We start from the raw sequence: 21,812 nt of genomic DNA, 5'->3' as shown, positions 1-21,812 counted from the left end.
GAACCCATTGATTAAGAGTCAATTGCTCTGCCAATTGAGCTAGAGGCGCTTATTTGTTTTTTCAAGGTTTCCCTCGCAACAAGTAAATACTATACGGCATTCTGTGGGTGCCCGCAACTCGAATGAGCATGAACTGCATCACATATTTGACGGGTGTTGCCATTCAGCCGGAAAACGCAAGAATCCGGCGCCCCACCCCTCCCCTGTAGCGGGGGTGAGAGGTGGAGCGCCGGATTCTTAGAAAGCTATTGCTGAGCTACTGCTTAGCGAGCGACGGAACCTTCGGTGTAGTCGTCGTTAGCGGTGTTCCAGGAGAACAGCTCGCGCAGCTTGCGGCCGGTTGCCTCGATGGGGTGTGCCTCGCCCTTTGCGCGCAGTTCCTTGAACTCGGGTGCGCCTGCAGCCTGGTCTTCCATGAAGCGCTTTGCGAAGTTGCCGTTCTGGATGTCTGCCAGGACAGCCTTCATGTTTTCCTTGACCTCGGGGGAAATCACGCGGGGGCCGGAGACGTAGTCGCCGTACTCTGCGGTGTCGGAGATGGACCAACGCTGCTTAGCGATGCCGCCCTCAATCATCAGGTCGACGATAAGCTTGAGCTCGTGCAGGACCTCGAAGTATGCGATTTCGGGCTGGTAGCCTGCTTCGGTCAGAACCTCGAAGCCGTACTGGACAAGCTGGGAGGTGGAGCCGCAGAGGACTGCCTGCTCGCCGAACAGGTCGGACTCGGTCTCTTCGGTGAAGGTAGTCTTGATGACGCCTGCGCGGGTTGCGCCGAGGCCCTTTGCGTAGGACAGTGCCAGTGCGAGTGCTTCGCCGGATGCGTCCTTCTCGACTGCGACCAGGGCGGGAACACCGCGGCCTGCTTCGTATTCGCGGCGGACGGTGTGGCCGGGGCCCTTGGGGGCGACCATTGCCACGTCGACACCCTCGGGTGCGGTGATGTAGCCGAAGCGGATGTTGAAGCCGTGTGCGAAGAACAGTGCGTTGCCGGGCTTGAGGTTCGGCTCGATGCTCTCTGCGTAGACCTTTGCCTGGACCTGGTCCGGGGTCAGGATCATGATGACGTCTGCTTCTGCTGCTGCTTCTGCAACGGTTGCGACGCGCAGGCCTTCTGCCTCAGCCTTGGCACGGGACTTGGAGCCCTCGGACAGACCGACGATGACCTTCACGCCGGAGTCACGCAGGTTCAGTGCGTGTGCGTGGCCCTGGGAGCCGTAACCGATAACTGCTACGGTGCGGCCCTGGATCAGGGAGAGGTCTGCGTCGTCGTTGTAGAAAATGGTTGCTGCCATTTCTTCTCCTCAGTAAGTTTGATATGCGGCCCAGGCTGGGCTCAACATTCACTATTCTACTTGATAGCTGTTTAGTTGCGGGCTGTCGAGATTACTTCTCAGCATCTGAAGTATCCGGAAGGTCTGTGAGCCCATAGGGGCGGGTATCGCATCGCTACCGGTTTTCCCGGTTGTGGCGGTGCGATACCCGACGCTATCCCCCGCTGGTGCGGGGTTGGTGTGGCACCCTGGTGGGTGTTAGATGCGTTCGCTCATGGCGCGCGGGCCACGTGCCAGGCCGATGGTGCCTGCGCGAACGATTTCGCGTACGCCGAAGGGCTCCAGTACTTCCAGCAGTGCGTTGAGCTTCTCCTGGGAGCCGGTTGCCTCGATGACAAGGGACTCGGGGGAAACGTCGATCACGGATGCGCGGAACAGGTCGGCTGCCTGAACGATCTGCAGGCGGACTACGGGGTCTGCCTTGACCTTGATCAGGATGTGGTCGCGCTGGGTGGAGGATTCGGCGGGCAGTTCAACAACCTTGAGCACGTGAACGAGCTTGTTCAGCTGCTTGGTGATCTGCTCCATGGTGTGTGCGTCACCTTCGGTGACTACGGTGATGCGGGAGACACCGGGGTTTTCGGTGGGACCCACAGCCAGGGAGAGGATGTTGAACAGTCGGCGGGAGAACAGACCGGAGACGCGGGTGAGAACGCCCGGCTTATCTTCTACCAGAACGGACAGAGTGTGCAGAGCCATTAGTTCTCTCCCTCACGATCGAACTCGGGCGAAGTGTTCTTCGCAATCCAAATCTTGTCATTAGATACGCCTGCCGGGACCATGGGCCAGACGAGGGCGTGGGGGCTGACGGTGAAGTCAATGACCACGGGGCGGTCGTTGATTTCGAGGGCAGCCTTGATGGTTGCGTCCACGTCTTCGTCGCGTTCGCAACGGAAGGTTGCGCAGCCGTATGCTTCGCCGAGCTTGACGAAGTCGGGGATGCGTACGGTGCCGTGGCCGTCCTTCAGGTCGGTGTTGGAGTAGCGCTCGTTGTAGAACAGAGTCTGCCACTGGCGCACCATGCCGAGGGAGGAGTTGTTGATGATGGCAACCTTGATAGGGATGTTGTTCTGTGCGCAGGTGACCAGTTCCTGGTTGGTCATCTGGAAGCAGCCGTCGCCGTCGATGACCCAGACGGTGGAGTCGGGGTGCGCGACCTTTGCGCCCATACCTGCGGGCACGCCGTAGCCCATGGTGCCCAGGCCTGCGGAGCTGACGAAGTGGCGGGGGTTTTCCTGCTGGATGTAGTGTGCACCCCACATCTGGTGCTGGCCAACGCCGGTGACGTAGTATGCGTCGGGGCCGGTGAGGGCGCTGATGCGTTCGAGGACGTATTCGGGCGAGCCGAGGCCATCCTCGGGCTTTTCGTAGCCGAGCGGGTAGTCCTTGCGGATTGTGTTGAGCTCGTTCCACCATTCGGTGAGGTTCGGCAGCTGGTCTGCGAACTCGGTGGAGAGCAGGTCGGTCAGCTCGGGCAGCACGTACTTGAGGTCGCCAACGATCGGCACGTCTGCGAAGCGGATCTTCGAGATTTCGGCGGGGTCAACGTCAATGTGGATGACCTTAGCTTCGGGTGCGAAGGAGTCGACCTTACCGGTGACGCGGTCGTCGAAGCGTGCGCCGAGGGTGATGAGCAGGTCAGACTTCTGCATTGCTGCGACGGCGGGGACGGTGCCGTGCATGCCGGGCATGCCGAGGTTCTGCGGGTCGGAGTCGGGGAATGCGCCGATTGCGTTGAGGGTGGTGACGACGGGTGCGCCGATGAGCTTAGCCAGCTTGTGGAACTCTTCGGAGGCGCCGGAGCGTACGAGGCCGCCGCCGACGTAGAAGACGGGGCGCTTGGATTCGACGATGTACTTTGCGGCTTCGTGAATCTGCTTGGAGTGGCCGCGGGTGACGGGGGTGTAGCCGCGCAGCTCAAATTCGGGGATGCCGCGGTATTCCATCATGCCGACCTGCGCATCCTTGGTGACGTCCACGAGCACGGGGCCGGGGCGGCCGGTGGATGCGATGTGGAATGCTGCTGCGAGCGCGCGGGGGATGTCCTGCGGGTCGGTGATCATGAAGGAGTGCTTGGAGATGGGCATTGCCATGCCGACGATGTCGGCTTCCTGGAATGCGTCGGTGCCGAGCAGTGCGGTGGATACCTGACCGGTGATTGCGACGAGGGGGACGGAGTCCATGTTTGCGTCGGCGATTGCGGTCAGCAGGTTGGTTGCGCCGGGGCCGGAGGTTACGATGCACACGCCGGTCTTGCCGCTGGACACGGCGTAGCCCTGGGCTGCGTGGCCTGCGCCCTGCTCGTGGCGGACCAGGATGTGGCGGACCTTCTTGGAGTCGTACAGGGGGTCATAGGTCGGCAGAATAGCTCCACCAGGCAGGCCGAATACGTCAGTCACACCCAGGTCTTCGAGGGTGCGGACGATTGCCTGAGAACCGGTCATGCGTTCTGCGGGAGCGTTTGCCGCGTCATCAGAAGTGGAAAATCCCATGGTCATGGAAATGCCTCGTGTCTTAATGGTTCTTCGTTGTACTCAATGTTCTGCGTGGGTGTTGTGTGTTCCGCACGCATCCTATGCCCGGGGGTACCAAGCTATAAAAAATGCCCCTCGCTGTTGGTGGTAGCGGTAGGGGCGCTCAGTCGCAGTGAATAGACCCTGCCACTCGCCCTAGGCGACGTCGACAAGGTTTAGAATTCGCTGGAACATTGCTGTCTTCACCCTTCTATGGTGCGCCCCGAGAGGGGGTGAGTCAAATCTCTGTCGGGCAACACACCCGTTTTTGTTCATAAAGGCGCAGGTCGAATACTTTCTTTCATGATGTGGACACCTTGTGCGCGTGCGTGCACTCTTGGGTGCTCATTTGAACAGGTGAGAAAAACTCGCTTTTTTGGATGTCATGGGGCGTAATATGTGCGAATACTCGTGACCTTCCTCCTTTGCCCCGGTAGACTGATGCTATGACCGAACCGATTATCACGGTCGCTGATGAGCTGACCGAAGCAAGTAAGTACGCAGAGGTTGTTGACCCCCGTAACTCTGTTGAGAGTGACGTGTTTTTGACGGGTGAGGAACTCATTCGGGTTCTGCACCCGGTTTTTGACGAGCAGATTATTAATTACGGTGCATACAATTTGGTGTATGCGACGGGCCGTGCGGTTTACCGTAATCCTGATTTGGCGTTGCATCAGTACCCGAATCAGGAGCATTTTATTGTGGGTTATCAGGATGCGCCGGATGAGGTGATTATTGCTCCGGTGAATTTGCCTGCGTTGACGCCTGCGGGTACGGCGACGACGATTGATAATACGAATGCTCTGCATGCGTATCGTGTGGGTGATGATGCGGTGACGATTGAGTCGGTGAATGGCAGCTCGTTTTATTTGTCGTTTGAGGATAATGCTGAGGTTGCGACTCGTTTTGGCGTTGGCTTGTTGGAGCAGGGTAAGGACGTGGAGGATTTCCGTGAGTTTGTGACGCGGATTTGGCCGGTCCTGTAGCTAAGACTTTTTGAGGTGAATGCCCGCTGTGACTTTTGGGTTGCAGCGGGCTTTCCCATATCTACGCTCAGTTTTGTTGGAGGCTTGAGGGGCGGTGCACATCCTTGCTCCACACGCAAAACACCAACCACCACGCAGCACGCTAAACCGCGACAGCCCTCCCCCACCCAGTTCGCTAGGCACGGGGCGCACACCCAAACCACGAAACACCCGCGGCGGGATTAACTCGAGGTTCGGCACCCTCCTCGTTCCTACAGGGGCACCCGCCCTCGCTTCGCTTCGGGCACCCTGATGTCACTACGGAGGCCGCCGAAACCTCCACGCACCCGCCAGGTTGCATACAGACGCACACACCGGGAACCCCTGGGGTGCAGCTACGTTTTCCGGAAGCGCCCTCAGGGTGTCACACGGACACTCTCCGCAGCGAAGCAAGGAGAGGGCAGAGCGTCCGGGTGACAGGTGCCCCTGCGTAGGCGCGGAGGAAACATGTAGCGCACCCCGTAGTCTTGGGAGAAGCGAGGTACCCACCCACCCAACCCCTGTAGGAACGAGGACGAACACCAATTCCTCAACCCATGAAGACTGCATTTCAAGGAGAACGCAAAAATCCCGCCGATTCCGAAGAATCAGCGGGATTTTCTTTGAAGTGCGCCCCCTGGGACTCGAACCCAGAACCCATTGATTAAGAGTCAATTGCTCTGCCAATTGAGCTAGAGGCGCTTATTTTGTTTTTGCGGGTTTCCCCTGCAACAAGTAAATACTATACGCGGTTTTTTGTGGTGTGCGCAAGTTGAAATGGGGTGAGCCTGGACACATTGTTTGGGTGGGGTGTGTGGGACACTAGACTGTGTGTATTGCATGGGGCGCGTCCGCCCTTGGTACTGTGTGGGGCGCGTCCGCCGCTCCCCTGTTGATCTCTGTTGTTGTTTTGAGGAGTTATTGATGAGTGTTCGTCTTGAGCCGGGTACTCCGGCGCCGGCTTTTACCCTTTCTGATGCGTCGGGTAAGGAGCACAGCCTGAGCGATTATGCGGGTAACAAGGTGATTTTGTATTTTTACCCGAAGGCTTCGACTCCGGGTTGCACGAAGGAGGCGTGCGATTTCCGCGATAATTTGGCGTCGTTGAAGTCGCTGGGTTACGTGGTGTTGGGTGTTTCTCCGGATTCGCCGGCGGCTATTGCCCGTTTTGTGGAGAAGGAGTCGTTGACGTTCCCGCTGCTGTCTGATGCTGATCATGCTGTGGCTGAGGCGTATGGTGCGTGGGGTGAGAAGAAGAATTACGGCAAGGTGTATGAGGGTCTGATTCGTTCGACGTTTGTGATTGATGAGCAGGGTGTTATTTCTGTGGCTCAGTACAATGTGCGTGCGACGGGTCATGTGGCGAAGCTGCGTCGTGATTTGGGTATTGACCCGAAGTAGGGTCGTACTTTTGGGGGCTTGAGCGGCACGGTTGGTGGCGACTCCGTGTGGGGCTGCGTTCGGCGTGTTTGCGGGCTTTTCGCCCTATGGGGGCTTCTTTTAAGGCTTGGCGAACCTTGGTTCCTGGTGTACACTAATTTCTTGTTGCCTCAGACGCATGCATCTTCGGATGTGGGGTGACACTGCGCGCGAGTGGTGAAATTGGCAGACACGCAGGATTTAGGTTCCTGTGCCTTACGGCGTGGGGGTTCAAGTCCCCCCTCGCGCACACACACATTTACATTGGACCCGCCGTCACGGTTGTCGTGGCGGCGGGTCCTCTTGCATGTATCTTGCCCGGGTGGGGTGTCTCGCCCGGATGGGTGTTGAACCGCTATCCTGAGAGATAAGCATCCGCGACGGAAGAGAGGACCCTCCCGTGCAGCATCAGCCTCACGCATCGTCAGCTGTTGGCAATTCTGATGCGCTGCTGCGAGCCACTGCTGGCTCGAGTGGCTTGAGTCGACGCGCCGTTTTGCGTTTTGGCGCGCTTTTTAGTGCTGGTTTGGCGCTTTCTGCGTGTTCTGGTCAGTCTTCTGCTGGTTCTTCGGCGAGTGCGAGCGCTTCGTCTGCTGATGCGCGTCGTGTGTTCCGTTTTGCGCAGGGTGCGGCGCCGTTGAGTTTGGATCCGGCGTTGTCTCCTGTGGCGAGTACGTATCAGGTGACGGCGCAGGTTTTGCAGACGTTGTTGGTGGCGAATCATTACACGGGTGATCCTGAGGTTCAGGATTCGTTGTGTAGTGCGTGGACGGTTTCTGATGACCGGTTGACGCATACATTTGTGTTGCGTGATGTGCATTTTAGTAGTGGCGTTGCCTTGACTGCGGCTGCTGTGGTGCAGAATTTCCAGAGGTGGCAGGCGTTGGCTACGGGTGAGGGTACTGCTGCTTTGGCGGTGCCTGCTCAGCCTTTGTTTGCGTGGGGTTTTGGTGTGCCGAAGCCGGGTTCGTCTGATCCGTCGGCGGTGGAGCCTGCGCCTGTTCAGGCGTCGCCGTCGGGTGCGGCGACCCCGGGGGCTACGGCAAGTGCTTCTGCGAGCGCCTCCCCGTCTGCTTCTGCTTCTGAGACTGCGACCCCGAGTGCCTCTGCTTCTGCATCGGCTTCTGCGGGTGCTCATGCTGCTACTCAGCCGGATGATAAGAAGACCAGCAAGAAGGCGGATTCCGCTCAATCTTCCGCGGTGCAGTCGTTCTTGCCGCTGGTTTCTTCGGTGGTGGCGAAGGATAACTCTGTGGTGGTGACGCTGTCGCGTCCTTCTCTGGCGTTCCCACGTATTTTGACGCAGCAGGCGTTCGGCATTATTGACCCGTCGCTGTTTGGTTCTGACCAGAAGCTGACCGGTAACCCGGTGGGTACGGGTGCATTCCGTGTGGAGTCGTTCAAGGACGGCACGGTGCGCCTGCTGAAGAATACCCATTTTGACGGTCAGGCACCTGAGCTGGATGAGATTCAGATTTCGACCCTCACGTCGTCGGATAAGCGTTATTTTGCGCTGATGCAGGGTCATATTGATGCGTGTGATCAGGTGAATTCGTCTGATCTGGGTCAGTTGGCGCGTGATGGTTATCAGACGCCGGGCCGTGACCCGTTCTCGCTGGTGTATTTGGGTTTGAATACGGCGCATCCGGTGTTGAAGAATATTTCGGTGCGTCGCGCTATTTCGCATGCTGTGGATCGCGGTGCACTACGTCAGTATTATCCGCAGGGCACCTCGGATGCGCAGACGCTGATTTCGCCGTCGTTCCGCATTAAGGCTGATGATGCGAAGGATTACACGGACCGTAATCAGGATATGGCGCGCTCGCTGTTGGCGGCTGCTGGGTACGACAATCAGGTGATTGAGTGCTACTACCCTGCCGATGTGTCTCTGCCGTGGATGGATACTCCGCAGAAGGTGTATTCGGAGATGGTGGCTTCGCTGATTGAGGTGGGCCTGAATATTAAGCCGGTGCCTCTGCCGTGGTCTGAGTATCTGTCGAAGAGCCGTGAGGTTTCTTCTGAGCGCGGTATTACCTTGGCGGGTTTCTACGGCATGTACCGTGACCCGTATGCGTTCTTTGGTCCGGTGTTGGCGCCGCTGATTGCTGAGCATCAGGTGCGTTCGTTGATTGCTAATGCACCGTCGGATATGACGACTGGTTTGACGAAGAAGAGTTCTGAGGTGCCGTCGTCGGGTGGTGCGAATTCGAATGTGCGGATTTCTGCGACTCCGAGCCCGCAGCCGAGTTATTCGCCGGACCCGTTGATGCCTGAGGAGGAGGCTTCGGCTTCTGCTTCGCCGAGCCCGTCGGCGTCGCCTTCGCCGTCGCCTACTGCTGTGGCGGTGGCGCCGTCGCCTCGTTTTACTGAGATTTTGGAGGCGATTCGTACCGCGGACTCTGCCGATTCGGTGGATTCGCAGCGCGAGTTGTATGCGAAGGTTGTGTCTCAGTTGGGTCAGTTCATGCCGGCGGTTCCGTTGCTGAATGTGACGTCTAAGGTGGCGGTGAGCCGTGAGGTTCAGGGCTATCAGACGGAGCAGAATGCGATTGAGCTGTTTGGAAAACTGCGTAAGTTGTAGGCAGTTCAGGTTTGAGTGTTGCATTGTGCGCATGTTTGGCGTGCTCTGGAGGGTTTTTACCCTCCAGGGAAGCTAACATGTGAACTGCAACACTCTCCTGTTATTTGCTGATTCTAGCTATGCCTCCCCCGCTAAAAGGAGTAGGCTAGATGATGTACCCCACAGTCATTGTGCCCGAGGATGGGCACCCTCACCCTAAGGGAGAACTCAGTGGTAGCACGTACTGAACGAACCGACGTCGTCCTGGTCGGCGGCGGCATCATGAGCGCCACCCTCGGCGTGTTCCTCAAGGAGCTCGAACCGACCTGGAATATTATCCTGCTCGAACGCCTCGACAAGGTTGCTCAGGAATCCTCCAACCCCTGGAATAACGCAGGTACCGGCCACTCGGCACTGTGCGAGCTCAACTACGCCCCCGCTGGTCCCGACGGTACTGTCTCCGCTGCCAAGGCGCTGAACATTAACGAGCAGTTCCAGGTTTCCCGCCAGTTCTGGGCTTCCCTGACTGAGAAGAATATTCTGACTGACACCAGCTTCATCAACCCGGTCCCCCACATGTCCCTGGTCTTCGGCGAAGACCACTCCAAGTACCTGGCTGCGCGCTACGATTCTTTCCGCAAGGAGAAGCTCTTCGAGCGTATGCAGTTCTCCAATGACCGCGAGAAGATTGGCGAATGGGCACCGCTGACCGTCAAGGGCCGCAAGGGTAACGAGCCGATGGCTGCAACCTGGTCCCCCGAAGGTACCGACGTGAACTTCGGCTCCCTCACCGAGCAGCTGGTCGATTACCTGCAGACCAAGGGTGTTGAGGTTCGCTACGGCTACCAGGTCACCAACCTGAACCGCGAATCGAACGGTTCCTGGCAGGTTGAGGCGATTAACCGCATCAACAAGGATGAGCCTCTGAGCATCAACGCGAAGTTCGTGTTCCTCGGTGCCGGCGGTGGCGCCCTGCACCTGTTGCAGAAGTCCGGCATTGAAGAGGGTAAGGGCTACGGCGGCTTCCCCGTCTCCGGCCTGTTCCTGCGCAACACCCACGAGGCAACCGCAAACCAGCACAACGCTAAGGTGTACGGTCAGGCTTCGGTGGGTGCACCTCCCATGTCTGTTCCCCACCTGGACACCCGCTACGTGGACGGCAAGCGTGCTCTGCTCTTCGGCCCCTACGCCGGTTTCAAGACAAACTTCTTGAAGCAGGGTTCCGTGCTAGATCTGCCGAAGTCCCTGCGCCTGCACAACCTGTACCCCATGACCCGTGCAGGTCTGGATAACTTCTCCCTTGTCAAGTACCTGCTCTCCGAGCTGGTCAAGGACAAGAACGCTCGCCTGGAGACCCTGCACCAGTACTACCCCGAGGCTGACGGCGGCGAGTGGGAGCTCATCGAGGCTGGTCAGCGCGTCCAGATCATGAAGAGGGACGCGAAGAAGGGCGGCATCCTGCAGTTCGGTACCGAGGTTGTCTCCGCAGCGGACGGCTCCATTGCGGCTCTGCTGGGCGCGTCCCCCGGTGCTTCTACTGCGGCTCCGATTATGCTGAACCTGCTCAAGCAGTGCTTCCCCGGCAAGATTGCTGGCTGGGAGCCTCGCCTGAAGGAGCTCATCCCCGGTTACGGTGTGAAGCTCAATGACAACCCGGATCTGGCTGATGAGCTGATGGCTCACACCGCTAAGGTTCTGGGTATTCACAACTAGTTTTCAGCTAGCTAAAAACCGTATCTGACAAGGCTTTTTGAAGCTTAAAGAGGCAGTATTACCCTCCCTGTGAACAGTAGATAAACTATCTGCACTCACAGAAAAATATGGGAGGGTCGGAAAACCCTATAATGTCACCGCAGGGGCGGGAAGGACAGCTCATTGTTCTCCCTGCCCCTTCTGTGTGCCCGCACGCTCTCAGCGCGAGACACACCGCGCATCACTCAACCCGTGTACACCTCACCACTCACCCAAGGAGCCCCATTGGCTGCACACACCAGCTCTTCCACGGAGACCTCGGCACCCGAGGCATCCGCCGGAGCTCGCCGCGGACTCTTTTCCCGCAAGCAGAAGCCCGCTGACCCCAAGTACGTCAGCGTCAAGCTGCGCGACTTCCCCAAGGGCAGCATCCTCTACATTCTGCGCCGAACCCTCTTCAGGTTCACCGCCAACGGCGGTACCGACATGGCGGCGGCGCTCACCTACTTCACCGTGCTGTCCATCTTCCCGGCGCTGCTCGCCATCGTCTCCCTGCTCGGTATCTTCGGTCAGGGCGAAGACAGTGCCAACGCAATCCTCGCCTTCCTCAAGGACAACGCACCCACCCAGATGTACGGCATCTTGGAAGACCCGATTAGGCAGCTCACCAGCGGTCAGGGCGCGGGCCTGGTGCTGTTGACCGGTATCCTCAGTGCCCTCTGGTCCGCCTCCGGGTACACCGGCTCCTTCGGCCGCGCGCTCAACCGCGTCTACGGTGTACGCGAAGGCCGCCCCGGCTGGATGCTCAAGCCCATCAACGTGCTCGTCACCGCTATGCTCATTATCCTGGCGGTACTCATGATCCTGATGATGCTGCTGGGCGTGACCGTCCTGGACATGGTCGGCCGCTACATGCCCGAGACCGTCGATATGGAGCTCATCAAGCTCATCTGGCTCAACGGCCGCTGGATTCTCATCCTGCTCATGGCAATCGGTCTCATCACCCTGCTGTACGCCGCCACCCCGAACGTGCGCCGCTTCAAGGCGTGGAAGCTCTCCCCCGGTGCGGCACTCGCCCTCTTCGGCATGGGCCTGGGCGCATTCGGCTTCACCCTCTACGCCAACAACTTCAGCAAGTACAACGCCACCTACGGCCTGATCGGTGGTGTGATCGTGATGCTGCTGTTCATCTGGATCATGAACAACATGCTGCTCTTCGGTGCACACCTGGACGCAGAAATCATGCTCATGCGCCAGATTATTGCCGGTGAGGACGACCACGGCCACCTCAAGGTGCAGCCGCGCAGCACCTCCGCATCGCGAGCGCTGAAGGCACGCCAGGAACGCCTCATGTCTGCAGGACGCGAACTGCAGCAGCAGGCGGCAGGTCAGGGCATGTTCCCCAAGCCGAAGGGCCCCTCCGTCGTAGAACGCGTGCAGAAGGCGGTGGACACCAACACCACCATGATTCGCACCCTCATCGCCGACGGTAAGGAACGCATCGACAACGGTAAGGAGCAGCAGAAGCAGGCGAAGGCTGATGCCGCCGAGACTCAGGCTTCTGAGGCAACCGCAGCAAAGGCTGATGCGAACGCAAAGGCTGACTCTCAGCAGGATGCGCTCTTCGACCTGAATGCTGATAACTCGAACGGCGCGGCGAAGAAGAACTAAGCGGCAGCTCAGCTAAGCGCGTACCGCATCAACCCATCAAGGGCACGAGATAGAAAAGGGCGCAGGACAGAAACCCTGCGCTGGTCACTAAGATAGAACTATGACCAGTGCAGAATTCTCTCCCGCGCCCTTTGTCGTACCCAGTGCTGTTGCACCCGACGCTACTGTGCCCAATGACGCCGCGCCCAGCGTTGCTGTGCCCGCCGTCGTTCTCCCAGACCTCGAGTACACCCTCTACCAGCCGCAGCAGCTCAAAAGCCGCATCCCCGCGCTCATGATTCACGGCTTCGCCACCCGCGGCGAGCAGCTCTACGGCGGCACCAGCTGGATCCGCCAGTACCTGCGCGCCGGATACCCCGTGCTGATTGTTGCCCTGCCCTATCACTCGGACGAATACCTCAAAGACCCCGAGTCCATGCACGCGATTGACTGCAAGCTCCCCAACAACACTGGCGTGCGCAGCCGCACAATCCCATTCGATTCGGTGTTCTCTGTAGATGCAGTGCCCCCTGTCGATGCGGCGCCCCCTGTCGATGCGGCAGCTCAGCCGCTGACCCCCATGCACCTATTCACCACTATGCTTGCCCAGCTGCTGCGCACCGTCGCCACCGAGAACGACCTCGGCGTTGAACTGGAGCCCCGCGCGCACGTTATTGGCTTCTCCTTTGGAGCCCGCGTCGGCTGGGAACTCGCCCTCACCCACCCGGAGGCGGTCGCATCCCTCACCCTGGGCGGCCTGCCCCTACACGACCACCTCATCACCCTGCGCGCCATGCTCGAAGCGCACGAGGGAACCAGCGTCACGGCGGATAGTGAAACCCCGGCGGCAGACTCCACCGACGAGGCGATTGCCTCCTTCACCTCGATTATTGACAACTCCCCCATTCAGCCCGACGCACTGCTGAAGTTCGTGCGGATTCCCTTCGGCCCGTTCTTCGACGTGCCCGCCCTGCGTGCCGGATCCCCCGACTTGCCTACGGGTCACCCGGGCGCGCATCCGCACGCACCCATTGCGGTCGTGCTCGGTGACGCGGACACCATCGCCGCCGACGGGGCGGAACTCTACGACATGGTGCGCGGCAACAACCCGCTCAACCGTTTCATCTCCCTACCCGGCCGCGACCACGTGAACGCACTGACCTCGGGCGCATTCCGACGCGGTGCGCTCGCCTTTGCAGCAGAGGTGGAGGCGACAACGTCATAAAACGTCACATTCACCTGGGGGCTTCACGCTCAGCCCCGGGGTGCATCAGGTATGCCTTAGCTCTTAGAATGGGAACGTATCAAAAAACCTTTATCTGCGGTTGAACCTCAGCCGCGCCTTAGCAAAGGAGCACCATGCACAAGGTTAAGGCTGTCGTAGCCCTCTCCCAGGACGCGCCCGTCACCGTCACCACCATCAACGTACCCGACCCCGGCAAGGGCGAAGCACTCGTCAAGGTCCTCACCTGCGGTGTCTGCCAGACCGACCACCACTACGTCACCGGCGGCGTCGGCCAGGACTTCCCCTACCTGCTCGGCCACGAGTCCGCAGGTATCGTCGAGGCTGTCGGTGATGACGTCACCGACATCGCCCCCGGCGACCTGGTCATCCTCAACTGGCGTGCCGTCTGCGGCGAGTGCCGTGCCTGCCGCAAGGGTCAGCCGCAGTACTGCTTCGCAACCCACAACGCAACCCAGAAGATGACCCTCGAGGACGGCACCGAACTCACCCCCGCACTGGGTATCGGCTCCTTCGCTGAGAAGACCCTCGTCGCAGCCGGTCAGTGCACCAAGATCACCGCTGACATCAGCCCCGAACAGTACGCAGCCATCGGTCTGCTCGGTTGCGGCGTTACCGCAGGTCTGGGTGCTGTTCTGAACACCGGTGAGCTCAAGCGCGGCGAGTCCGTCGCAGTCATCGGCTGCGGCGGCGTCGGAACCGCAGCAATTGCAGGCGCACAGCTCGGTGGCGCAACCACCATCATCGCCGTCGACATCGACGAAGAGAAGCTGGCACGCGCACGCGAGCACGGCGCAACCCACACCGTGAACTCCTCCAAGGTCGACCCCGTTGAGGCTATCAAGGAACTCACCGGCGGCTTCGGTGCAGACCTCGTCATTGACGCTGTCGGCGTCGCCCCCACCTTCAAGCAGGCATTCGAGGCACGCGACCTGGCTGGCCGCGTCGTCCTCGTCGGCGTGCCCGCGCCCGGCACCACCTGGGACATCCCGCTGGATGAGGTCTTCGGCCGCGGCGGCTCCATCAAGAGCGCATGGTACGGCGACACCCTGCCCTCCCGCGACTTCCCCGAGTTCGTGGACCAGTACCTGCTCGGCCGCCTCGACCTGGACGGCTTCGTCTCCGAGCGCATCCGCCTCGAAGACGTCAACGAAGCATTCGAAACCATGAAGACCGGCCGCGTGCTACGCTCGGTCGTGGAACTCTAGGAGCGTAGCGTGAGCGAACGTATTGAACGAGTCGTCACCTCCGGCACCTTCTCGCTGGACGGCGGCTGCTGGGACGTCGACAACAACGTCTGGATCATCGGCAATGACTCCTCCGTGATCATCATTGACCCTGCCCACGACGTCGACAAGATCTCCCGCACCGTCGCAGGCCGCACCGTGGAGAAGATCCTGCTGACCCACGCCCACGACGACCACATCCGCAGCGCCAAAGAGGCGGCAGAACGCTTCGGCGCACCCGTCTACCTGAACCCCGCGGACCGTGTGCTCTGGGAAATGGTGTACCCCTCCTGGGACTTCGATCACGAACTCGCTGACGGCGACGTACTGCGCATCGGCGACACCGAACTGAAGGTCCTCGCCACCCCCGGCCACTCCCCCGGCTCCGTGTGCTTCTACGCACCCACCCTCAGCTGGGAGAACAGCGAAGGCGTCGTCTTCTCCGGCGACACCCTCTTCAACGGCGGCCCCGGCGCAACCGGACGCTCCTACAGCGACTTCGACACCATCATCGAGTCGATCTCGACCCGCCTGCTGACCCTGCCCGAGTCCACCGCGGTCCTCACCGGCCACGGCGACAGCACCGGCATCGGCCTGGAAGCACCCGAGCTTCCGGCATGGATCAAGCGCGGTCACTAAACCGGTAGGTAGCCTCACGCTGAAGTTCTGACGCTGAGGCTCTCAGGCTGAGGTTCTCAGGCCGAGGCTCACCACAAACCGAGCACGGTACGCAAAAGGCGGATGCCCCACCACCCACAGAAGGTGGCGGGGCATCCGCCTTTTAGTATGCGTTCGCAACGCTCAAGCTCAAATGCGTGCGGTCGAGCCGCGCACCGAATTAGCCACGCGCCGAATTAGCCATGTGCCGTACTAGCTGCGCGCCGTCTCAGACAAAGGAGTCAGCTGCTCCTCATGCTCAGAACGCCACAGGTAGCCGTACAAATGACCCAACGCAAAATACAGCGTCGCAATAATCACCGGCACCATAAACGCGTTACGGTAATACGGGGCGTCACCCATATAGCCGCCCCACATACTACCCATCGCAAGACCAATACCCAGCATCGAACGGGTAAAGAAGCTCGCCTGCGCATCAGGAATGTGCTTCAGAGAACGGTTCAGCCACAGCTCATGGCCGCCAAACGCCACACCCAGCACCGCACCACACAGCACCAACGCATAGAAAATCGTGGACGTATCATCGCTCGCCGGCAAATATAGCGCCGCCATAATCAGCAGAACGCCACTCGCCAGCCAGCCGTGCCACGGGTTCACCGAACGGCCACCCAGAACCACCGGGAAAGCCACCACCACGAGCGCACCGGTACCGGTCGCAACCATCGCCATGAACAGGTTCATCGAACCGTGAATCAGCGAGAAGCCCAGCAAACCAGAACCAACCGAACCCATGCAAGCACCCAGCAGAACCAGACCAAGAATCAGCACCACCGTCTGACGGCTCGGACGCACCAGATTCTGCGGCGGAGCCATACGAATACGCGAAATGTCCGGCAGCCACCTCGGCGCCGCCAGCACCACAATGAACAGCAGCGCATCCAGAATAATCGTGATCCAGAAACCCGCGTACTCATTATTCGGGGTGATGTACGCATCGCCCAGCCACACCAGCAGAGCAGCCAGCGGGTGCATCGACATGTTCGCCGTAGTACCCCACGAAACCGCAGTCGACAAGCGAACATCACTGTACTGATAATTACGGCGATACAGCGACTCAAGCGCAAACGGAGTCCACGGCGGAGTAGTGAAACCCATCGCCACACAGGACAGCGCATGGTAGGTCGTACTCACGTTATTCGGGTCAACCGTCAAACGCCAACCAATCACCAGCATATTCAGCACCGCGGCAATATTCAGGAGCGACGTAATCGCCAGCAACGACCGCAAACCCAGGGCACGAACCAGCATCGGGCCGAGCATAATCTGCACCGAATACGCGCCCGTAAACGCCGCCACCGCATAGCCGCCATCATGCACACTACCCAGGTGGCTCGCCAACAGAATATACAGCGCAAACGCCGAAGAAGCCGCCGGAATGTGGAACAGAATCGTCAACACACTACGGGCAAAACCCTCAGCACGAAGCACCGCATACAGGTGACGACGCTGCTCCTTACCGTTACGCAGAAACAACGCCCAATGCTGACGCAAAATGTCCGGAACCGACGCGTTCGTATTAATCTCATCCGCAGCCGGAATCGGGCGAGGCGGCAACTCCTGCAACACGTGCTCGTTGTTGCGCACCACATCCGTCAGGGAGGTGCCCGGAACCGTCGGAATGCCCGTGCCCGAAGCACGCATTTTATTCAGCGCATCGGAGGCGGGTGCCACCTTCATGGTGCGCGGAGGAACCTCCGGCTCGGATGCGCCAGTGTGCGCATCAGCCGAAGGTTCCACACGATACGTTGAGTTCGGGTCCCTGTCCTGAGGTGTCGAGGTCATCATCTCTTTCACGAATAAGCCGCCGGACATGCCACAACAGCAGCCCGGAAGCGAATTTATGCCTAATAGGAGTTTACCCTCACCGACGAGCCGTTCTGACCCTTTTCAACCACAATCTGGGCGGGAATACGGTTCTTCATCTCCTCCACATGCGAAATCAGCCCAATAGTGCGTCCGCTATCACGCAGGGACTCAATCGTGCCCATCACCATGTCCAGGGTCTCGGCGTCCAACGTGCCGAAGCCCTCATCAATGAACAGGGTGTCCAGCTCGATGCCACCGTTATTCGCCTGCACAACCTCAGCCAAACCCAACGCCAACGACAGCGACGCCAAGAACGACTCACCACCGGACAGCGACGACGCCTCACGCGGCTCACCCGTCCAGGTGTCGGTAATCTCCAGGTTCAGGCCGCCACCGGAACGGCTACCCTTCGCACGGTGATCGCTGAACACCATGCCGTAGCGGCCCTCACTCATACAATCCAGGTGCAGCGACGCCGAGTGCAGAATCCGCTCAAACTCGGCGCCGAGCACGTAACTCACCAGGTCAACCTGATGCTCATAACCGCCCAGCGTGTCACCGCGGGCAGCCGCCGCCAGGTTCGCCAGCATCTGCGCGCGGTCATAACGCTGCGCCGTCTTCGCGCGGAACGCCGCATACTCGCCACGCAGCGCCTGTAGGGAACGCAGCACGCTCTCCCGTTCACCCTCACGAAGAGTCAAACGGTGCGCCGCCGCACGCAACTGCTCAACCTGCTCACGCACGCCCTGCAGATCATCCGGCGCCTGCTCACCAGCGGCAACACGAGCCGCCACCGCAACAATCGCCTCACGACCAAAGCCCTCAAGGAGGCGGGCATGCTCCAGATCATACGCGGCAACAGCCTGCTCCAGGGCGTCAATGCGCTCGGGAGTACGCACCGCCGCCTGAACCAGCTCAGCGCTCTCAAACGCCGACTCGCCCAGCAGACGCTCCGCCGCAGCCGCAGCCTGAGCATGACGCTCACGCGCCTGGCTCAACAGCAACACCGCACGCGCCAGACGCTGATGCTCCGCACGGTAGCGCTCCACAGCCTCAACACGCTGCGCAAAACCCACCGCCGCACGAGCAGGCGCTAAATCAGCCGCAGTAGCCTCACAACGCGCCAAAGCATCACGGTGACGCGTCTGCGCCTCAACCGCCGCGCCCTCGATGGTGCGCAGCGCCTCCTGTGCCTTCTGCTGCTCAACCCGCACCCGCTCAACCTTCGCCAACACGCCGTCACGCGCCGTCACGCGCGACTGAGCCTGCGTGAGGCGGGTCTGCGCCTGCTGCAACTGCGCGGCAGTCTGCTCAACATCGCACTCGCCCTGGGCAGCCAGGGTCTCGTACTGGGTGCGGGCGGCGGCAAGCGCCTCGGAGGCTTCCTGATGCGCCTTGGTCGCCCGGTCCTTAGCGAGTTCGTGGGTGCGCGCCTGCTTGTGCGCCTTGTCTTCACGCTCCTTGGCGGCGTCCAGGTCGGCGCGCTCAACCAGTTGCTCGCCCTCGGCAATCTGTGCCGGGGCGGGGTGCTCGACCGAACCGCAGACCGCGCAGGGTTCGCCGTCCTTGAGCTCACGAGCCAGCAGGGAAGACGCCTGGGCGAGGCGCAGCACCTGCAGGTTCTTGAACTCCTCCGTGGCTGCGAGCGCCTGTTGAGCCGAGGCCTGCCACTTTTCCTGTGCCTTCTGCTCGGCGGTGGCGGTGCGCTTGCTCTGCTTCTCAGCCGCGGCAACCGCTGCGGAGGCGGCATCCAGCTTCTGCTGCATCTGCTGGGCGGCGTCGTGCTTCTGCTGCGCCTCGGTGACCAGGTGCGCGGCGAGGGTGCGTTCCTCATCGGCGGTGCTGTAGCCGGCAAGTTCTTCGGCAAGCTGCTCAGCGGCGGCGGTGAGGTCGCTCAGCGCCTTTTCGGCACGCGACTTGTCCTTCTCGAGGGCATGAGCCTGCTTCAACAGGGTTGCTGCGGCGGCTTCCTCGTCGGCGAGCTGAGCATCCTGCTTCTGCAGGGCGCGCAGGGTATCGAGGAGCGACTCCAGCTGGGTTTCCTGCTCGGCGGGTTCTAGATCCGGCAGGGCGGCGAAGGTCGTCTCTTCGGGGAAGATGACCTCTACCGAGGTTTCCTCATCACGGAGCGCCGCAAGCAGGGCGCGGCCGGTCTCCTCCAACGCTGAGGCGCACGCCGCGTGTTCATGTTCCCTGGCGGCGAGCGCCTGGGATTCGGCGTGGACCTGCACGTACTGTGCGTGCAGGGGCGTGGCTGCACGCGCCTGCGCCAACTCTTCACGCTGCGCCTTATGCTCATCGGCGTGTTCGGCCAGGCGGGTGCGGCGCTCGCAGAGCTGCTCGTATTCGCGCCAGTCGGCCTGCAGCTGGGCGCGTTCGGCGAGCAGGCGGGTGTTCCGGTCGGCTTCATCGCTGAGGCGCTGCTGTTCCTGCTTTTCACGCGCGGAGGTTTCGCGGGCGCGCGCCACCCCGCCGGCGACCCATGCGTCGAGGGTTTCGGCGGTGACGCTCTCAGCGGTGAGGTTTTCGGATGCCTCTTCCCCTACCTCTGCAGCATTCTCGGAACCCGATTCCACCGCATCCAGGAGCGCCTGCAACGCGAGCATGTCTACGCGGGCACGTTCAAGGTAGCCGCGCTGGGTGTTTTCGTCCTGGGCGACTTCCTGCTGAGCTTTTTTCGCTTCCTCAAGGAGCGCGTCAAAGAGCTGCTCGTAGTGCTCGACGGGGAACATCTTTTTGAGCAGTTCTTTGCGTTCTTTGGGCTTGGACTTGAGGAATTGCGCGAACTGGCCCTGCGGTAGCAACACGACCTTGAGGAATTGTTCTTTGGTCAGGTGGGTGCGTTCGGCGATGGTGCGGTTGACTTCGGCGACGCTGCTAGAGATGGGGGTCCAGGCTTTTTCGTCGGCAGGGTCGGCGCCGGGTGCGAGTTCGGCGAGGGTTGCTTTGGCGCTTTCTTCGCGCATCTGGCCTTTGCGGGCGCCGCGGGTGATGGGCTTGTTGTAGGCGGGGGTGCGGTCGATGCGCAGGCGCTTGCCGTGGAGGGTCACGTCGAGTAGCACGCGTGGTTTGGTGCCGCTGTGTGCCGCGTAGGTGGAGTGCAGTTTGGCGGATTCGCGGTCGCTGCTGGTTTCGCCGTAGAGGGCGTAGCAGATGGCGTCGAGGATGGTGGTTTTGCCGGCGCCGGTGGGGCCGTTGAGGAGGAATACGCCGGCGCTGTTGAGGGTGTCGAAGTTGATTTCTTGGCGCTTGGGGTATGCCATGAAGGCTTCGAATTCGAGGTTGTGCAGGATCATGCGTTGTCCTTGTGGCTGCTGATGTGGTCGTTGAGGGTGGTGATGACGTCGCGTTCTTCGCTGGTGAGGGGGCGGTTGCGTACGTATTGGTGGAATTGGTCGAAGGTGTCGACGGGGTTAGCGTCGCGGGTGAGGGGCGCGGCGGCGGGTTTGTCGGCGGCGGGTTGGGTGCTGCGGTAGCTGAAGTGGGAGATGGTTTCGTAGCGGCTGCGCAGGCGGTCGACGGCGCCGACGGGTAGGGTTTCGTCGGTGAGTTCGATGCGGCAGTAGTAGCCCTGCTCGTAGGGGCTGTTTTCGGGGTTGTTGAGTAGGTCGTCCATGGTGCCGCGCAGGGTTTTCATGTGTACGCGGGTTGCCCATTCGTGGCCGCTGATGGCGGGTTCTTCGCCGGGGGTGAGTTCGATGAGGTAGGCGCCGTTGCGGTTGTGTTCTTCGCTAAATGAGAAGCCGAGAGGTGAGCCGCTGTACCGGATGGTGTGGGTGACGGGGTAGCGCTTGTGGATGTGTCCGAGCGCTACGTAGTCGAAGCCGTCGAAGAGGGAGGCGGGTACCCAGTCGATGCCGCCGACGCTGATGTCGCGTTCGGAGTCGCTGCGGGGTGTGGTGTCGGCGCTGCCGGCGGTGTCGCTGACGGTTGCGTGGCTCATGACGATGATGCGGTCGGCGCCTTCGCCGCGGGCGCCTCGTTCTGCGGCGTCTGCGCGGATGGCGTCGGTGACGGCGCCGAGCACTGCCTGGTGGGTGGGTTCTACACCGAGGGCGGTGGCGTGGAGGCGCGGCGCGAGGTAGGGGATGGCGTAGACATGTACGCGCTGGGTGCCGTCGGTGAGTTCGACGGGGCGGGTGGCATCTTCGAGGCTGGTGCGCAGGTGTACGCCGGAGGCTTCGAAGAAGGCGGCGCCGTAGCTGAGGCGGCGGAAGGAGTCGTGGTTGCCGGAGCTGAGGATGACCTGTACGCCGGCGCGCATGAGGCGGGTGAGTGCCTGGTCGAGTAGGGTGGTGCTTTCGGCGGTGGGGATGGTGCTGTCGTAGACGTCGCCGCTGATGAGGAGGGTGTCGATACCTTCGGCGTGCACGTAGTCGAGCAGTTCGTCGATGAACTGCTGGTGTTCGCGGGTGAGGGGGCTGCGGTGGAAGGTGCGGCCGAGGTGCCAGTCGGAGGTGTGCAGAATCTTCATGGTTTCAGTATGGCACTGCCTTATCTTTTGCGCCTCGCGCGTCGTCATTCACGGTTCGGACCCCACCGCGGCGTAGGCGCTCATGCGGAGCGGGGGCTCCAGCCTCGGTATCTCCCTATCCCGGGAGCAGGCAACCCTCCGCGGCGTAGGTGTTCATGCGGAGCGGGGGCTCCGTCCTCGAAGCGCCCCCAGGCGCTGAAGAGGGGGCACTCCCCC

14 protein-coding genes and 2 tRNA genes are annotated in these 21,812 nt (G+C 60.9%); 9 read left to right on the top strand and 7 right to left on the bottom strand.

Annotated features, from left to right (window positions below; translation table 11 throughout):
• Positions 1 to 263: 263 nt before the first annotated feature.
• From ilvC to QZ540_RS05270, 3 genes are all read right to left on the bottom strand, one after another.
• Positions 264 to 1,292: a ketol-acid reductoisomerase gene (gene ilvC, locus QZ540_RS05280; RefSeq protein WP_070831299.1), complete on the bottom strand. Its 1,029-nt coding sequence runs from the start codon at positions 1,290 to 1,292 to the stop codon at positions 264 to 266.
• 237 nt (positions 1,293 to 1,529) lie between these two features.
• Complete coding sequence (gene ilvN, locus QZ540_RS05275; protein ID WP_294628256.1) at positions 1,530 to 2,030, bottom strand: acetolactate synthase small subunit; 501 nt, start codon at positions 2,028 to 2,030, stop codon at positions 1,530 to 1,532.
• Positions 2,030 to 3,829 (bottom strand): acetolactate synthase large subunit, encoded by a 1,800-nt coding sequence (locus QZ540_RS05270; RefSeq protein ID WP_294628255.1) that lies wholly within the window; start codon positions 3,827 to 3,829, stop codon positions 2,030 to 2,032. The genes ilvN and QZ540_RS05270 overlap by 1 nt, the downstream gene beginning before the upstream one ends.
• 461 nt (positions 3,830 to 4,290) lie before the next feature.
• Between QZ540_RS05270 and QZ540_RS05265 the strand changes: the two genes are divergently transcribed.
• Entirely contained in the window at positions 4,291 to 4,830 is a 540-nt protein-coding gene (locus QZ540_RS05265; protein WP_294628254.1) for a hypothetical protein, read from the top strand.
• Positions 4,831 to 5,477: 647 nt separating this feature from the next.
• Here QZ540_RS05265 and QZ540_RS05260 read toward each other — a convergent pair.
• A tRNA-Lys gene (locus QZ540_RS05260) sits at positions 5,478 to 5,550 on the bottom strand.
• Positions 5,551 to 5,772: 222 nt separating this feature from the next.
• On the opposite strand from QZ540_RS05260, the gene bcp reads away from it, so the two are divergent.
• From bcp to QZ540_RS05220, 8 genes are all read left to right on the top strand, one after another.
• A complete protein-coding gene (gene bcp / locus QZ540_RS05255; protein ID WP_294628253.1) occupies positions 5,773 to 6,249 on the top strand; it encodes a thioredoxin-dependent thiol peroxidase in 477 nt (158 codons plus the stop codon).
• 186 nt (positions 6,250 to 6,435) lie between these two features.
• Positions 6,436 to 6,517 (top strand) — tRNA-Leu (locus tag QZ540_RS05250).
• Positions 6,518 to 6,667: 150 nt separating this feature from the next.
• Positions 6,668 to 8,848, top strand: coding sequence for an ABC transporter substrate-binding protein (locus QZ540_RS05245; RefSeq protein ID WP_294628251.1), 2,181 nt, complete (start codon positions 6,668 to 6,670; stop codon positions 8,846 to 8,848).
• Positions 8,849 to 9,028: 180 nt separating this feature from the next.
• The gene (locus QZ540_RS05240; protein WP_294628250.1) at positions 9,029 to 10,540 is read left to right on the top strand and encodes a malate:quinone oxidoreductase; all 1,512 of its coding nucleotides are present in this window, start codon (positions 9,029 to 9,031) and stop codon (positions 10,538 to 10,540) included.
• A gap of 264 nt (positions 10,541 to 10,804) precedes the next feature.
• Positions 10,805 to 12,190 (top strand): YihY/virulence factor BrkB family protein, encoded by a 1,386-nt coding sequence (locus QZ540_RS05235; protein ID WP_294628249.1) that lies wholly within the window; start codon positions 10,805 to 10,807, stop codon positions 12,188 to 12,190.
• Positions 12,191 to 12,290: 100 nt separating this feature from the next.
• Positions 12,291 to 13,394, top strand: a complete 1,104-nt coding sequence (locus QZ540_RS05230) for an alpha/beta fold hydrolase (RefSeq protein WP_294628248.1) — start codon at positions 12,291 to 12,293, stop codon at positions 13,392 to 13,394.
• A gap of 134 nt (positions 13,395 to 13,528) precedes the next feature.
• Entirely contained in the window at positions 13,529 to 14,620 is a 1,092-nt protein-coding gene (locus QZ540_RS05225) for an S-(hydroxymethyl)mycothiol dehydrogenase (protein WP_294628247.1), read from the top strand.
• A 9-nt stretch (positions 14,621 to 14,629) separates the two neighbouring features.
• Positions 14,630 to 15,277 (top strand): MBL fold metallo-hydrolase, encoded by a 648-nt coding sequence (locus QZ540_RS05220; RefSeq protein WP_005508635.1) that lies wholly within the window; start codon positions 14,630 to 14,632, stop codon positions 15,275 to 15,277.
• Positions 15,278 to 15,508: 231 nt separating this feature from the next.
• Here the strand turns inward: QZ540_RS05220 and QZ540_RS05215 are convergent, their stop codons facing one another.
• From QZ540_RS05215 to QZ540_RS05205, 3 genes are all read right to left on the bottom strand, one after another.
• The gene (locus QZ540_RS05215) at positions 15,509 to 17,098 is read right to left on the bottom strand and encodes an MFS transporter (protein ID WP_294628246.1); all 1,590 of its coding nucleotides are present in this window, start codon (positions 17,096 to 17,098) and stop codon (positions 15,509 to 15,511) included.
• 62 nt (positions 17,099 to 17,160) lie between these two features.
• The gene (locus QZ540_RS05210) at positions 17,161 to 20,418 is read right to left on the bottom strand and encodes an SMC family ATPase (RefSeq protein ID WP_294628245.1); all 3,258 of its coding nucleotides are present in this window, start codon (positions 20,416 to 20,418) and stop codon (positions 17,161 to 17,163) included.
• Positions 20,415 to 21,596: an exonuclease SbcCD subunit D gene (locus QZ540_RS05205; protein ID WP_294628244.1), complete on the bottom strand. Its 1,182-nt coding sequence runs from the start codon at positions 21,594 to 21,596 to the stop codon at positions 20,415 to 20,417. Before QZ540_RS05205 ends, QZ540_RS05210 begins: the two co-directional genes overlap by 4 nt.
• Positions 21,597 to 21,812 lie beyond the last annotated feature (216 nt).

Source organism: uncultured Rothia sp. (assembly GCF_916049665.1).
Taxonomy (GTDB): Bacteria; Actinomycetota; Actinomycetes; order Actinomycetales; family Micrococcaceae; genus Rothia.
The sequence above is the reverse complement of the archived record's forward strand: the minus strand, read 5'-3'. Positions and strand labels throughout refer to the sequence as shown.